This window comes from Phenylobacterium sp. CCH9-H3, assembly GCF_001557235.1.
In the GTDB taxonomy this organism is placed as follows: domain Bacteria; phylum Pseudomonadota; class Alphaproteobacteria; order Caulobacterales; family Caulobacteraceae; genus Phenylobacterium.
This window is the reverse complement of record NZ_LSJI01000103.1, coordinates 95233-108916: the sequence shown is the minus strand read 5'-3', so window position 1 is coordinate 108916 and position 13684 is coordinate 95233. Positions and strand designations below refer to the sequence as shown.

Here is a 13684-nt window from a genome sequence, read left to right as displayed (position 1 = left end):
TTCAGAACTTCATGCCGAAGCGGACGTAGCCTTCCCGCGGCCGGCTGTAGGAGCCGAACGCCAGGCCGGCGGCCACGTTGAGCCCGCCGGTGGTCACGTAGCGCTCATCGCCGAGGTTGGTCCCGCCGATCGCCACCGACCAGGCGCCGTTCGGCTCCTCGTAGGTTGCGCTCGCGTTCAGGAGATGGACCCCGGGCCGCTTCAGCGCGTAGCTGCGCTGGGAGTCGTTCCAGACGCTGGACACATAGGTCCAGTCGCCGAGGAGGGTCACGCGACCGCCGCCGGGCGCCTCGAACTCGTAGCGGGGACTGAAGTTGAGCTTCCAGTCCGGGGTCTTGGGCAGCGGCGCGCCCTTGAACGTGCCCGCCTGGAACGGGTTGGGGCCGCTGACCGCCAGCACGCCCGGCAGGACCGAAGTGTAGCGCGCGTCAAGCCAGCCGACCGAGGCGTTGAGGGTCAGGCCCGCCAGCGGCGTGGCCACCGCCTCCAGCTCCGCCCCGTCGATCCGGGCGTTGCCGGCGTTGCGGATCGTGGGCGAGGTGCCCTGCTGGAAGTTGAGCTGGATGCCGTTGTAATCGGTCGTGAAGACCGCGCCGTTCAACTGCAGCCGACGGTTGAACAGGCGCGTCTTGAAGCCGGCCTCCCAGGTGGTCGCCTTCTCCTCGTCGAAGTCGGGCGCTATGGGCTGCGGGTTGGTCAGGCGCGTGGTCCACCCACCGGTCTTGTAGCCCTTGGACCAGCTCGCGAAGACCATCACCTCGTCGCTCGGGTGCAGCTGCACGCCGACCTTCGGCGAGAAATCGCTGAATTCCTTGTGGTTCACGCCGGGCACATAGACCTGCACCGGGTTGGCGGGGTTCGGGTAGCCCAGGGCCGGCTGGCAAGGGACCGGCGCCAGCGGGAAGGGTCCGCCCGGCGTGATGTTTCCATCGGCGTCCGAGCAGCCGAAGAGCTTGTAGTTCAGTCCGTTGAGGTCCTGCTGGCCGCCCTCGAAATCCTTCTTCTCCTTGGTGTAGCGGCCGCCGACCGTGATTCCGATCAGCTCGCTGATCCGCCAGTCGATCTGGCCGAAGACGGCGTAGTTCTCCGTCTTCAGGTCATTGGGCCCGTCGACCTGCAGCAGCCCTTCGTCGAAGGTGACGAAGTCGTGCAGGCTGCCCTTCTCCTTGAAGTAGTACCCGCCCAGCACATAGCGCAGCCTGTCGTCGAAGGCCGAACCCAGCACCTGGACCTCCTGGCTGAGCTGCCACTGCTGCATGTCGAAGCTGAGCTGCAGCACGTTCAGGGACGACCCGTCGGCGTCCATGCCGCTGCGCCAGCTCAGGTCACGGTAGGCGCTGATTGATTTCAGCGTGATGTCGTCGGTGAGTTCGTGCTCGACCGTCGCCGCCACGCCCCAATTGCTCATCTTGGAGAAGCTGTTGCCCGTGGCGTAGCTGCGGTCGGGATCGCCGGTGACGAACCGGCCGTCGAACGGCAGCAGATCGTTGTTCGGATTACCGTCGACGTTGACGCCCGCGATGGACGGCACGCGCAGGCCAGGGCGGACCTGCGTTCCACGCACGCCGCACAGCGCCTGGGCGTTCCGCGCCGCGATCTGGGCCTGGGTGGAGCCGATGCAGAAGTTGTAGAGGCCGGCGAACAGGAAGCCGGTCGTCGCGGTCGGATCGAAGGCCGTGCCCGGCAGGTTGGTCGTCCCGGCGAAGTTGCCGGGCACGAATTCCGTCGTCGTGAGCAGGGTGTTGGCCAGGCCGCTGCTGTCCTCGCGGGTGTAGTCCCCGGTCACCACGACCTTGGTGGCGTCGCCGGTCCACTTCAATTTGCCGCGCAGGTTCCAGCCGTTCTCGCCGCCTTCGCGCTCGGCCGTGTCGTATCCGGACGAGGGAAAGGCCGTGAAGGAGGCGCTGTTGCGGGCCCGGGGATCGTTGAACGGGACCCGCTTGACGACGCCCTCCCGGCTCTTGACGCCGAACGTGACCGCGGCCGCCAGGTTCTCGCCCAGCGGGACGTCGGCGCTGCCGCGCGCCTGCAGCAGCTTGTGGCTGCCGGCGGTCACGTCGCCCGTGAACCTGAACTGGTCGCCGGGGTCGCGGGTCACGATCGAGATGGCGCCGCCGATGGTGTTGCGGCCGAACAAGGTGCCTTGCGGGCCCTTCAGGATCTCGACCCGCTCCACGTCGAGCAGGTCCTGGTTCGCCCCCACCGTGCGGGCCAGGTAGACGCCGTCGAGATAGATGCCGACGCCGGGGTCGATGTTGAAGGCGAAGTCGTCCGAGCCGATGCCGCGCACGAACGCCGACAGCACCGATGGCGACCCCGAGAACGGCGTGCCGGCGTCCAGGTTGACGTTCGGAGCCAGGTTCGAGAGTTGGGCGACGTTGCCGACGGCGCGTTCCTGCAGCGCGCTCGACGTAAACGCAGAAATCGTGATCGGCACGTCCTGCAGGTTCTCGGCCCGCTTCTGGGCGGTGACGACCACCTCCTCCAGCGCGGCTTCCTGCGACCAGGACACGCCGGGCGCCGCCATGGGCAGCGCCGACGCGGCGATCAGCAGGGACTTGAGCGACAGCTTGCGAGCCATTCGTAGACCTCCCCCTCGGCATTCTCGTTGCCTTGAGGAGAGCACTGCGGCCCGGCCGGCGCTTGGCCAGGCGCGAAGTCGACTTTCACAGCCGCGAACCGGCGGGCTCCTTTTGTCGTCAGGCGGCCCGGTACTCGCGCGGGCCGACGCCGTAGCGGGCCTTGAAGGCGCGGCTGAAGTGGCTGAGGTCGTTGAAACCCAGGCTAAAGCCCAGCTCGGTGATGTTGCACCCGGCGCCCTGGCGGCGGAGTTGCTGGGCCGCCAGTTGCAGCCGCCGGCGGCGGATATAGGCCAGGGGGGTGGTGGCGATCTCGGCGAACGCCATCTGCACGTAGCGGGGGCTGAGCCCCAGGGCGCGGGCGACGCCGGTGACGCTGAGCTCCGGGTCGGTGAGGTGCTCGTCGACGAAGCGGCGGATCCGCTGGCGCGGGCAGCTCGCCTGCGCCGTCGGTGCGGCTGGCGCGAAGCCGTTCGCCGCCGCGAGCAGATTCAGGGCCGCGTCCAGCAGCGGGCCCTCGCAGTCGGCCTCGTCGTCGTTGGCGGCCGGCGCGGTCCACAGGTTGTGCACGAAGGCCGACAGCAGCGAGGCGCCCAGGCTCTCGACGCCCAGGCGGCGGCCGACCAGGGCGTCCGGGTCCTCGAACCGTGCGGCGACACGATCCTCCGGCAGGCGCAGCACCAGCATGCGGTTGGGCGCATCGAAACGGATGCTGTAGGGGCGCGACGAGTCGCACAGCATCAGGTCGCCCGGCCCCAGCACCGCCTCCTGGCCGTCCTGGACGTTCAGGCTTGAGCCGGTTTCCTGGATGTGGAGCTTGAAGTAGCGGCCGGGTCCGCCGCCGCCCGACGGGCGATGGCGCCGCACGAGCGCCGGGCTGGAGGCGATCCGCGAAAGGTCGAGCCCGCCGAACCGGCGCGTGTCGATCGCGCCTTCAAAGCCGTCGCACGTGGCGTCGATGGTGAGGTTCTCGAACGCGCCGTTGATCACGCCGTTCCAGGCGTCCAGCCCCCGCACCACCATGCGGTCATGGGCGGCGTCCTGCGCCAGGCCCTCCTGCAGCATCGGTCCCTTTCCCACCGGCCGGCGACCTGGAGTCGCTTCTGACCGGCGCGCATCCTCCAGAATTGTTATGAAGCATAACCGACAACAGCGAAGCTGTCAGCCGAACACCTTGCTAGGGGTGATGGACACATCGCCGCGCCAGGGCGCCTCGATGGTGATCACACCGCCGGCCACCCGCGAGACGCAGGCGCAGATCTTCCGCCCCTCTTGGCGCTGGCCCTCGCTGAGGAACACGTCGCGGTGGTCGATGACGCCGTCCGCCGCCACCACGTCCACCGCGCAGAGGCCGCACTCGCCGCGGCGGCAGTCGGCCAGCACTTCGACGCCGGCGTCGAGCAGCGCGTCCAGCATCGAGCGCGTCGGAGGCACCTCGACCTCGACGCCCAGCCCCGGCGCGCGCACCGTGAAGGCGGCGTTCGGGTGGGCGCCGCTGGAGCCGAAGGTTTCGAACCGCAGGCGCGCGGCCGGCCGGCCGGCCGCGGCCCAGGCCGCGCGGGCGGCGTCCAGCATCGGGGCGGGCCCGCAGACATAGGCCTGCGCATCCGCCGCCAGCGCCGCGAACGCCGCCGCCAGGTCCGGCGGGCCGCCCGCCTCGTCGTCGGCGAACACCTTCAGCCGGTCGCCCAGCGCCGAGGCCAACTCGCCGAGGTAGGCCATCTCGCCCCGGCTTCGGCCGGCGTACAGCATGGCCACGTCCGCGCCTCGGCGGGCCAGGACGCCGGCCATGCCGACGATAGGCGTCACGCCGATCCCGCCCGCGACGAGCAGATACGGCGCAGGCTCCAAGGACAGTTCGAAGCTGTTCGAAGGCGGCGTCACCTTCAGCCGGGCGCCCGGCTGCAGCGACCACATGTAGCGCGACCCGCCGCGCGAGCTGGGCTCGGCCTTCACGGCGATCCGGCGCGGGGCGCCGGCGCCCTCACCCACCAGCGAATACGACCGGGTGTCGGGCCGGCCGTCGATCGGCACCTCCACGTCGATATGCGCGCCGGGCGCGTGCGCCGCGGTCCAGGGCGTCTCCAGCGTGATCTCGCGCACCTGTGGGGTCAGGTCGCGGACGGCGGTGACGACGACGGTGTCCCAGTGGTCGACGTAGCGCATCGTGAAGTCCTTCAGGCGCGGCGGGGAGCGATGAGGGCCGCGCCGCGCACCTGGCGCAGGGCGGCCTGGTCGCGCATCGCCAGTTCCAGGTTGCGGCGGGCGAGGCGAGCGTGCTCGCGCATGATCGCCTCGGCGCGGGCGCCCTCCCGCCTCTCGACGGCCTCGAGCACGCAGCGGTGCTGGTCCTGGGCGACCGCCAGGATGTGACGCGCCTGCGGCTGGGCCGCCTGGGCCATCACGAAGCCGCTGGGCGAGGCGAACGGCAGCGCATAGGCCCGGGCGATCTGCTGGGCCACCATCGGGCTGTCGGCCAGCGCCGTGAGCCTGGCATGGAAGCGCTCGTTCAGCTCGACGTAGCGCTCGAAGTCGGCCTCGCTGAGCCGTGTCGCGCCCAGCACGGCGTCGATCTCGGCCAGGCAGGCCTTGAGCGGTGCGAGACGCTCGGGGGCCGCGCCCTTCTCGGCCGCCAGCCGCGCCGCCAGGCCTTCCAGCACGCCCCGCAGCTCGATGGCCTCGTCGACCTCCTCCTCCGAGAAGGCGCGCACCGCGTAGCCGCCCGACGGGACGGCCTCGACCAGCCCTTCCTCCTGCAGCCGCGCCAGCGCCGCGCGCACCGGCGTGCGCGAGACGTTCAGGCGATCCACCACCGCCAGTTCCTGCAGCCGCTGGCCGGGCGCCAGTTCGCCGCTGAGGATCAGGTCGCGCAATTTGAGCAGCGCCGAAAGGGTCCGGGACATCGCCCCTACTCCGCCGCCATCGCAGCCGGCTGCTCGGCGTCGATCATGCGGTCGATCAGACGGCGGGCCCACATGGCGCCGGCGTCGATGTTGAGATTGTAGAAGACGTGGTCCGGGTGGTCGTCGATCGCCCGCTGCTGGGCCTCCACGATCGCCTCGTCCTCGGCGAACACCTTGGTGATCGCCTCTCGGATCTGGGTGGTCACCATCTGCTCGCCCAGCCGGTAGTCGCGGACGTTGGCCCAGAAGTAATGGCAGGTCTTCTCGGTGGCCGGCGTGATGGTGTTGATCACCACCATGCTGACGCCCTGGCTGCGGTCGCCTTCAGGCGCCCCCGTCCCGGCCGGCGCCACGCCCACGTCGATGGCGACCGTGCAGGGGGCCTCGAAGCGGATGATCTGCCAGCGGTCGACGTTGCCGGGCTTGCCCAGCTGCTGGCGCCAGAACGGCGGCGGGTCGATGTCGATCATCCAGCGGGTGACCATGGCGGTTTTGTCGCCGCACGTGACGTCGAACGGCGCCTCGGCCACGGCTTCATTCCCGATCGACGTGCTGTGGATGTAGGTCTCGTGGGTCAGGTCCATCAGGTTGTCGACGATCAGGCGATAGTCGCACTCGGCGTGGATCACCTTGCCGTCGCCCGCCCAGGCCGGGTCGTGGTTCCAGTGCAGGTCGGGCACGAGGGCCGGGTCGGCCAGCGCCGGATCGCCCGGCCAGATCCAGACGAAGCGGTGCTTCTCCACGATCGGGAAACTGCGCACGCAGGCCGACGGGTTGATCGTCTCCTGCGAGGGCATCCGCACGCAGCGGCCGTGAGCATTGAATACAAGACCGTGATAGCCGCACTGAACGTCGTCGCCCCGCAGCTTGCCCATCGACAGCGGGAGCAGCCGATGCCAGCAGGCGTCTTCAAGGCAGGCGGCCTCGCCGTTCCCCTTGCGATACAGGACGATCTTCTTGTTGCAGATCGTGCGCGGTAGCAGCTCGCGCTTCACTTCCGCGTCCCAGGCGGCGGCGTACCAGGCGTTGAGGGGAAAAGTCGGCCGGGCGGTCATCGGGCGTCTCCTGTCGCCAATGTATACAATCCTTGCGGGCGCGCGTCGTCTGTCAAGGTGTGGGGCCCCGGGGTTCAGGCTGGCGCGGAGGGCGCGTGCTCGGACGCCGCGCGGGCGCGGAGGAGATCCTTCCGCACCTTGCCCGAGCCGGTGCGCGGCAGGGCCGCGGCGATGTCCACCGCGCGCGGGCGCTTGAAGCCGGCGAGACGGGCGCGGCAGTGGGCGAGCACGGCCTCGGCCGTGACGACCGCACCCGGCGCGGGGACGACATAGGCCACGCCCGTCTCGCCCCAGCGGGCGTCAGGGGCGCCGACGACGGCGACCTCGGAGACGTCGTCCATCTCGAGGATCGCGGCCTCTACCTCGGCCGGATAGACGTTCTCGCCGCCCGAGATGAACATGTCCTTCCAGCGGTCCACCAGATAGTAGAAGCCGTCGGGATCCCGCCGCGCGGCGTCGCCCGTCCGCAGCCAGCCGTCGCAGAAGGTCTCGGACGTCGCCTCGGGCCGCGCCCAGTAGCCGGCCGTTATGTTTTCGCCCTTGAGCCACAACTCCCCGACCTCGCCGTCGGCCACATCGCGCCCGTCGGGCGACACCAGGCGCACAGCGACACCGGGCGCCGGTCGGCCGGCCGAACCGGCCTTCGCGCGGACCACGGCAAGGTCGCCCACCGGCATCCCGAGCACGGTGCCGCACTCGGTCATGCCGTAGCCGTCGATGAGCATCACCCCGTCGTCGACCCAGCGGTGGATCACCGCCGCCGGAATCGGCGCCCCGCCGGTGCAGAGAGCGGTCAGCCGCCGCAGGCCCACGGGCGAGAAGTCGGGCTCCTGCCGGATCATCTGCGCCATCTGGGGCACGCAGAAATAGTGGGTGATCCCGAGCTCCGGGTCCGATAGGCGGCGCAGCGTTACACCCGGCTCGAACCGCGGCGAGATCAGGAGCGTGGCGCCCATGTGCAGCGTCGTGCGGCAGACGGCGTAGAGGCCTACCGTATGGAACATTGGCGCGTCGCAGAGGAAGACCGCGTCCGGTCCGACGCGCCCGACGCTCGAGAAGCTTTCAGCGCAGGCGCGCGCATTCCGCTCGGAGATCATCGCGCCCTTCGGCCGTCCCGTGGTGCCGGAGGTGTAGAGCAGGGTCGCCGGCGCCTCGTCGGGCGCGGGCGCGGCCCGGACCGGGCGCGCGGGCGCCGCCGCGGCGCGGGCGCGGAACCCGCTCGCGCCGTCGTCGAAGGCCACCCTCTCCAGGGCCGCGAACCGGGCCAGCGCGGGCAGCGCCGCCGCGAACTCGGGATCGTAGACCAGCAACCTCGGGCCGGCGTCGTCCACCAGCACCGCCAGCTCCGGCCCGGGCAGACGCCAGTTCAGGGGCTGAAAGATCGCGCCGATGCGGGCGCAGGCGAACTGCAGGGCGAGGACGTCGACGCTGTTCCGCGCAAGGGTCGCGACGCGCTCGCCGGCTGGCTCGCCGAGCTCGGCCTCCAGCCAGGCCGCGCAACGATCGACCCAGGCGTCCAGCTCCGCATAGGTCAGGCGCCGGTCCGAGCCCAGGTCGACACACGCCAGTTTGCCGGGCGCCTCGCGAACATGGCGCGCGAGCCTGGCCGGTCCGTCGACGTGCGCCGCTCGGGCTTCGTCCATCATGTGGCGCGGCGCGCCGCCGCCTCCCTATGGCGTTTCCGTGGCGCGTCGCTTCAGCGCGCGCTCTTCGTATATTGCATAACTATTATGTAATATACGTCAAGCCATCCTGGCGATGCGGGTCAAGGCCTCCAGCACCATGTGCTTGTCCATGTCGCCCAGAGCGGCGGTCACCCGCTCGGTGTGCGCGCCGTGCGCCGCCTTGGCGCCCGCCAGCAGCTTCTCGCCTTCCGGCGTCAGAGCCAGGGCGTACGACCGCCGGTCGCCCGGAGCCGCGCCCCGTTTCACCAGGCCGCGACCTTCCAGTTGGTCGATGATCGTCACCAGGTTCGGCCGCTGAATGCTGAGCGCCTCGCCCACCGCCTGCTGCTTCAGACCGGGGGTGGCCTCGATGACCAGCAGCACCGAAAAGTCGGTGGGGCGCAGGCCGAATGGCCGCAGGGCCTCGATCAGATCCTTGAACACGGCCACCTGCGCCAGACGCAGCATGAAGCCCACTTGCGCGTCGAGTCCGCCCAGCGCGACGCCGGGTGACTGGGGATCAGCCGCCTCGCGGGCGGCGGCGGCCTGAAGACGCGACTTGCTCATTTCCCTTTGGCTTCTCTCGTTCTTTGCCAACCCACGCGCGCCACGCGGCGCCTGCGCCGTCCCGACGCTTTTAGATGATGACACTCAATTATTGTTATGTCATATACCTATTCGTCAGCCGCGAGCGCCCAACGATCTCGCCGGCGGCCGTCCCGGAGGAGCATGATGGACCAGATCGCCGCCAAGCCGCGCCTCGCCCTATTGATCGACGGCCAGGACGTGACGGCCGCCGACGGCGCCACGTTCGACCGCCTCGATCCGATCGCCGGCGCCGTAGCCACCCGCGCGGCGGCGGCGACGCCTGACGACGCCCGCGCCGCCGCCCACTCCGCCGCCAAGGCTTTCCCTGCCTGGTCCGAACTGGGCCCGAGCGCGCGCCGCGCACTCCTGTCCCGCGCCGCCGACCGGCTCGAGGCCCTGGCGGACGCCTTCGTGTCGGCCATGCGCGAGGAGATCGGCGCCACCGAGGGTTGGGCCCGCTTCAACGTGATGTTGGCCGCGGGAATGATCCGCGAGGCCGCGGCCATGACCACCCAGATCGCGGGAGAGGTTATCCCCTCGGACAAGCCGGGCTGCATGGCCATGGCCATCCGGCAGCCCGTGGGCGTGGTCGTGGGCGTCGCGCCCTGGAACGCGCCCGTGATCCTCGGGGTCCGCGCCGTCGCCACGCCGCTCGCCTGCGGCAACACCGTGGTGTTGAAGGCCTCGGAAATCTGCCCTCGGACCCACCGCCTGATCGGCGAGGCGTTTCGCGACGCGGGCCTGCCGCCGGGCGTGCTCAACGTCATCACCAACGCCCCAGCCGACGCGCCGGCCGTGGTCGAGGCCCTGATCGCGCACCCGGCCGTGAGGCGGGTCAACTTCACGGGCTCCACCAAGGTCGGGAAGATCATCGCCCGTCTCGGCGCCGAGCACATGAAGCCGGTCCTGCTGGAGCTGGGCGGAAAGGCCCCGCTGATCGTGCTGGAGGACGCCGACCTGGCAGAGGCGGTGAAAGCCGCCGCCTTCGGCGCCTTCATGAACCAGGGCCAGATCTGCATGTCGACCGAGCGGATCGTCGTGGTCGACGCCGTGGCCGACGCCTTCGTCGAGATGTTCGCGGCGAAGGCCCGCACCCTCGTCGCCGGCGACCCGCTGGAAGCCAAGACGCCGTTGGGCGCCGTGGTCGACAAGGCCGCCGCCACGCGGGTGCAGGCCCTGGTGGACGACGCCGTCGCCAAGGGCGCGCAGATCGTCGCCGGCGGCGAGGCCGACGGCGTGCTGATGTCGGCGACGGTGCTCGACCGCGTCACGCCCGGCATGGCCATCTACGCCGAGGAATCCTTCGGGCCCACCGTCAGCATCGTCCGCGTGAAGGACGAGGCGGAGGCGGTCGCCGTCGCCAACGACACCGACTATGGCCTGTCGGCCGCCGTCTTCACGCGCGACATCGCCCGCGGCCTCCGGGTCGCCCGGCAGATCCAGTCCGGCATCTGCCACGTTAACGGACCCACTGTGCACGACGAGGCCCAGATGCCGTTCGGCGGCGTGAAGGCCAGCGGCTGGGGCCGCTTCGGCGGCAAGGCGGGCATCGCCGAATTCACCGACCTGCGCTGGATCACCGTCGAGACCCAGCCCGGTCACTTCCCCATCTGATATCGCAAGAAACGGAACAGCCATGTCCACCGAACCCTACGAGGGCGTCGTCAAGGTCGAGTTCGAAAACGGCGTCGCCTGGGTGACGCTCAACCGGCCCGAGAAGCGCAACTGCATGAACCCCACCCTCAACCGGGTGATGCACGACGTCCTCGACGATCTGGAAGACGACGACCGCTGCGGTGTGCTGGTGCTGACCGGCGAAGGGACGTCCTTCTCCGCGGGCATGGACCTCAAGGAGTACTTCCGCGAGACCGAGGCCAAGGGCCACATGGCCACCCGGCGGGCGCAACGCGACAGCTACGGCTGGTGGCGGCGCCTGCGCTGGTTCGAGAAGCCGACCATCGCCATGGTCAATGGCTGGTGCTTCGGCGGCGCGTTCGCCCCGCTATTCGCCTGCGACCTGGCGATTGCGGCCGACGAGGCGCAGTTCGGCCTGTCCGAAATCAACTGGGGCATTCTTCCCGGCGGCGGCGCGACCAAGGTGGTCGAGCAGCTGATGAACCAGCGCCAGGCCATGTACTACATCCTCACCGGCGAGCTGCTGGGCGGCCAGAAGGCGGCGGAGCTCGGCCTTGTCAACGAGTCCGTCCCACTGGCGGATCTGCGCGGTCGCGTCCGGGCGCTCGCCGACGTGCTGCTGGCCAAGAACCCGGTGACCCTGAAGGCGGCCAAGGACGCGTTCAAGCGCGTGGTCGATATGACCTACGACGACGCCGAGGACTATCTGGTCGTCCGCCAGGAAGCGGCCAACCACCTCGACAAGAGCGAAGGTCGCAAGGAGGGTATCCGTCAGTTCATCGACGAGAAGAGCTACAAGCCAGGCCTCGCCGCCTACCGCCGCTGATCCCACGCCACCGGCCCACGAGAGGCAGGGCGAGGAGGAAACCATGACCGCCGTTCCCGTCCCCAGGGCGCTCCGCCGAAGTCGGGCCGCGGTGCCGCTGTGCTTCGCCGTGGCGCTGCTGGAGGGCTATGACATCCAGGCGATCGGCGTCGCAGCGCCCAAGTTGATCCCGGCCCTGGGCCTGACGCCCGGCCAAGCCGGGATCGCCTTCGGCGGCGGCATGGCCGGACTGGTGGTCGGCGCCCTGGTCGGCGGCTGGCTCGCCGACCGGATGGGCCGCAAGGTGCTGTTGGCCGCCGCCGTGGCGCTGTTCGGACTGGCGACCCTGGCCACCATGATCGCGGCGGACTACCCGACGCTGCTGGCGGCGCGCCTGGCGACCGGCCTGGGCCTGGGCGTCGCCATGCCGGTGCTGGTGGCCATCGCCCTGGAAGTCAGCGAGCCCGAACGCAGGACCCGCACGGCCACCACCATCTTCTGCGGCATGCCGGCGGGAGGCGCCTCGGCGGCGCTGTTCGCGAGCATCGCGTTTGAGCATCTCGACTGGCGCAGCATCTTCCTCCTAGGCGGGGTCCTGCCGCTGCTTCTCGTGCCGGCGCTGTTGCTCATGATGCCCGAGACACGCGCCGCGGGGCAGGCCGCGACCGAGCGGCAGGAAGGCGGGCTGGCGACGTTGTTCGGCCGGGGGCGGGCCCTGGTCACACTGCTCGTGTGGGCTACGTACGGCCTGACCTTGCTCGTGCTCTATCTCCTGCTCAATTGGCTGCCCAGCCTGGTCACGGCCCGGGGCCTGCCAGCGACGGCGGGCGCCCAGGCAGCCATGGCCTTCAACCTCGCCAGCATCGCCGGCGCCCTGATGCTCGGACGCGTGGTCGACCGCATGGGCGCGGGGCTTCCGGTGCCCCTCGCCTACCTGGGCCTTCTGGCCGCCATGGTCGGCCTGGCGCTCTCGCAGGCGCTGGGCCCCATCCTCGCGTGCGCCGCCGCCGCCGGTTTCTGCCTGCTGGGCGCCCAATACTCGCTCTATGGGGTCACGCCCATGTACTACCCCGCCGCCTCGCGCGGGCTGGCGACGGGGGCGTCCGTCGCCGTGGGGCGCCTCGGATCGATCGCGGGGCCCCTGGTCGCCGGCCAACTGCTTGGCCTCGGCTTCACGGCAGGGGGCGTCGCGGCGGCCATGGCCCCCGTCGTCATCGTCGCCGGACTGGCCGCCACCGTCATGACCCTCAGGGCGAAGGTCCATGACGCATAGCGCCCGACGCACCAAGGTCGCCATCATCGGCGCCGGCCCCGCCGGCATGCTGCTCGCGCACCTTCTGCGGCAGGCCGACGTCGACTGCGTGGTGATCGAACGCCGCGACCGCCCTTACGTCGAGGGCCGCGTCCGCGCCGGCGTGCTGGAACAGATCACCGTCGACCTTATGGCCCGCCTGGGCCTGGACAGACGGCTCCGCGCGGAGGGCCTCGTCCATGCGGGCACGCAGCTCGCGTGCGACGGCCAGGTCTTCCGCATCGACATGGCCGAGCTTACCGGCGGCTCGACCGTCGTGGTCTACGGCCAACAGGAGGTGATGCGCGACCTGTTCGACGCCGCCGGCCCTCGCGGGCTGGAGATCGTCTTCGACGCCGAGGACGTTGCGCTGCACGATATCACCTCGCCTCGGCCGTACGTGACGTGGCGCAGGGACGGGGCCGAGCACCGACTGGATTGCGACGCGATCGCCGGCTGCGACGGGTTCCACGGGATCAGCCGGGCGAGCATCCCGTCCGACCGGTTGAGCAGCTTCGAGCGGGTGTATCCGTTCGGCTGGCTGGGGGTCCTGGCCGACGTGCCGCCGTGCCAGCACGAGCTGATCTATTCCAACCACGCGCGGGGGTTCGCGCTCGCGTCCATGCGCTCGCCGACGCGCAGCCGCTACTACATCCAGTGCGGCCTGGACGAGGACGTCGCCGACTGGCCGGACGAGCGGTTCTGGGACGAGCTCTGCGCCCGCCTGGGGCCTGAAGCCGGCGCCCAAGTGGTCCGCGGCCCCTCGTTCGAGAAGAGCATCGCGCCGCTCCGCAGTTTCGTGGCCGAACCCATGCGCTACGGCCGCCTGTTCCTGGCCGGCGACGCGGCCCATATCGTGCCCCCCACCGGCGCCAAGGGCCTGAACCTGGCCGCGGCGGACGTCGCCGTCCTGAGCGAGGCCCTGGTCGCGTTCTACCGCACGGGGTCCGACGCCGAGCTCGACCGCTACTCCGATCGAGCGCTGGCGCGCGTCTGGAAGGCTGAGCGGTTCTCGTGGTGGTTCACGGGCCTGACGCACCGGTTTCCCGGCACGAACGGCTTCGACCGGCGCATGCAGACCGCCGAGCTGGACTACATCCGCGGCTCCCGCGCCGCCCAGACCGTCCTGGCCGAGAACTATGTCGGCCTGCCCCTGGAGTAATT

11 protein-coding genes are annotated in these 13684 nt (G+C 70.4%); 4 read left to right on the top strand and 7 right to left on the bottom strand.

The genetic code is table 11. The features are described 5' to 3' along the window. Nucleotide 1: 1 nt before the first annotated feature. The 7 genes from AX721_RS10375 to AX721_RS10345 all read right to left on the bottom strand — a co-directional run bounded on the left by AX721_RS10375 (nucleotide 2) and on the right by AX721_RS10345 (nucleotide 8768). Complete coding sequence (locus AX721_RS10375) at nucleotides 2-2581, bottom strand: TonB-dependent receptor (RefSeq protein WP_068875938.1); 2580 nt, start codon at nucleotides 2579-2581, stop codon at nucleotides 2-4. Nucleotides 2582-2699: 118 nt separating this feature from the next. Then, nucleotides 2700-3644 (bottom strand): helix-turn-helix domain-containing protein, encoded by a 945-nt coding sequence (locus AX721_RS10370; RefSeq protein ID WP_068875937.1) that lies wholly within the window; start codon nucleotides 3642-3644, stop codon nucleotides 2700-2702. Between the two features lie 96 nt (nucleotides 3645-3740). Beyond that, nucleotides 3741-4745 (bottom strand): PDR/VanB family oxidoreductase, encoded by a 1005-nt coding sequence (locus tag AX721_RS10365; protein ID WP_068875936.1) that lies wholly within the window; start codon nucleotides 4743-4745, stop codon nucleotides 3741-3743. A gap of 11 nt (nucleotides 4746-4756) precedes the next feature. Further along, nucleotides 4757-5482, bottom strand: a complete 726-nt coding sequence (locus tag AX721_RS10360; RefSeq protein WP_068875935.1) for a GntR family transcriptional regulator — start codon at nucleotides 5480-5482, stop codon at nucleotides 4757-4759. A gap of 5 nt (nucleotides 5483-5487) precedes the next feature. Continuing rightward, nucleotides 5488-6537 carry an aromatic ring-hydroxylating dioxygenase subunit alpha gene (locus AX721_RS10355; protein WP_068875934.1) on the bottom strand — a complete coding sequence of 350 codons (1050 nt, stop codon included), beginning with the start codon at nucleotides 6535-6537 and terminating at the stop codon, nucleotides 5488-5490. A gap of 74 nt (nucleotides 6538-6611) precedes the next feature. Next, nucleotides 6612-8183, bottom strand: coding sequence for an AMP-binding protein (locus AX721_RS10350; RefSeq protein ID WP_231733426.1), 1572 nt, complete (start codon nucleotides 8181-8183; stop codon nucleotides 6612-6614). 96 nt (nucleotides 8184-8279) lie between these two features. Then, nucleotides 8280-8768: a MarR family winged helix-turn-helix transcriptional regulator gene (locus tag AX721_RS10345; RefSeq protein ID WP_068875933.1), complete on the bottom strand. Its 489-nt coding sequence runs from the start codon at nucleotides 8766-8768 to the stop codon at nucleotides 8280-8282. Nucleotides 8769-8930: 162 nt separating this feature from the next. Between AX721_RS10345 and AX721_RS10340 the strand changes: the two genes are divergently transcribed. Genes AX721_RS10340 through pobA form a run of 4 tightly spaced genes read left to right on the top strand, consistent with a single transcriptional unit; the run spans nucleotide 8931 to nucleotide 13682 of the window. Beyond that, a complete protein-coding gene (locus AX721_RS10340; RefSeq protein ID WP_369807898.1) occupies nucleotides 8931-10403 on the top strand; it encodes an aldehyde dehydrogenase in 1473 nt (490 codons plus the stop codon). Between the two features lie 22 nt (nucleotides 10404-10425). Further along, nucleotides 10426-11250, top strand: a complete 825-nt coding sequence (locus tag AX721_RS10335; protein ID WP_068875931.1) for a p-hydroxycinnamoyl CoA hydratase/lyase — start codon at nucleotides 10426-10428, stop codon at nucleotides 11248-11250. Nucleotides 11251-11293: 43 nt separating this feature from the next. Beyond that, nucleotides 11294-12502: an MFS transporter gene (locus AX721_RS10330; RefSeq protein ID WP_068875930.1), complete on the top strand. Its 1209-nt coding sequence runs from the start codon at nucleotides 11294-11296 to the stop codon at nucleotides 12500-12502. Then, nucleotides 12492-13682, top strand: a complete 1191-nt coding sequence (gene pobA / locus AX721_RS10325) for a 4-hydroxybenzoate 3-monooxygenase (RefSeq protein ID WP_068875929.1) — start codon at nucleotides 12492-12494, stop codon at nucleotides 13680-13682. Before AX721_RS10330 ends, pobA begins: the two co-directional genes overlap by 11 nt. Nucleotides 13683-13684: the final 2 nt, after the last annotated feature.